Annotated in this window: 2 protein-coding genes; both read right to left on the bottom strand. The window is 43.8% G+C overall.

Annotated features, from left to right (window positions below; all coding sequences use genetic code 11):
- On the bottom strand, positions 1-425 hold a 425-nt coding region (locus A3761_RS18525), incomplete at its 3' end, for an acyl-CoA thioesterase (protein ID WP_068750657.1).
- A gap of 103 nt (positions 426-528) precedes the next feature.
- Positions 529-1,119: putative solute-binding protein (locus A3761_RS18530; RefSeq protein WP_231881257.1), on the bottom strand; the 591-nt coding region annotated here is incomplete at its 5' end.

Here is a 1,119-nt window from a genome sequence, read left to right on the forward strand (position 1 = left end):
GCAATATAGCGCTGTTTTTGCTTATCTGCTTTAAAGTCGAGTGGCGGAACTTCTGTGGGCTTTCCATCCTCACCCATTGCTACCATAGTAAAATAGCAGCTGTTGGTATGGCGCTTCTCGTGAGAGTGAATATCTTCAGCAACGACTTTGACGCCTACTTCCATTGACGTGCGTCCGACGTAGTTTACAGAAGATAAAAAGGTGACGAGTTCGCCAATTTTAATCGGTTGGCGAAAGTTAACTTGGTCTACAGAAAGGGTGACGGCGTAATGGCCGCTATAGCGTGATGCGCAGGTATAAGCGACCTGGTCTAGTAGCTTTAATAGTGCGCCGCCGTGTACGTTACCTGAAAAGTTAGCCATTTCAGGTGTCATTAGCATAGTGAATATTACTGGCTCATTAGTGCCATATTGAATGTCAGACATAAGTTTGCTCCTCTAATGGTGCTATTGTAGACCTAAAGAGAAGCACTGATAATAAAAAAGGCCCCTTAAAAGGAGCCTTTTTATAATCTGCTAAGCTATTAGCCTATTCAGGAGTTGCACACTCACTTGCAGATGGGTTTTCAGCACAACGGATTTTCCAAAGCAGCTTAAGCGCTTTAGGGTCCATTTTACCTTCAGCTTTAAGTGCTAGACGAATGTCACGGCTAAACTTAACTAGCTCTTTTTTAGTCTCTTCGTTAGTTTTGATCCAGTACTTAGCTGGTATTTCTTTTTCGGCATCAGCAACTAGTTTATTGATAGCTTTCAAGCGGCCAACAACGTATTTACGCATTTTGTTACCAAAGTCTGCTGGGAAGTTGTCTTTCTTGGTGATTGTTTGAAGCATGCCGTAATATAGACGGTAGTCAAGAATGCCACCTTTGTCGCCAAGGCCGTGGTATAGCTCAAAAGTGTTGTAAGCTAGTGCTGGCATGAAAAGGATATCAATGTTGCCGTTGTTGAACTGGCCAGAGAACGTTGCCAAAGAAGTGCCTACAGGTGATGCGCCGGCCATGTTAGCAAGCTTGTGAGTCTGTGGGTCTTCATTAAGAACTGAAATCTTCTTGCCGCTGAAGTCTGCAACTGTATTGATGTTCTTATCGTTTACGAACGCGAACATAGAGCCAACAGGCCA

This window comes from Oleiphilus sp. HI0123 (assembly GCF_001635315.1).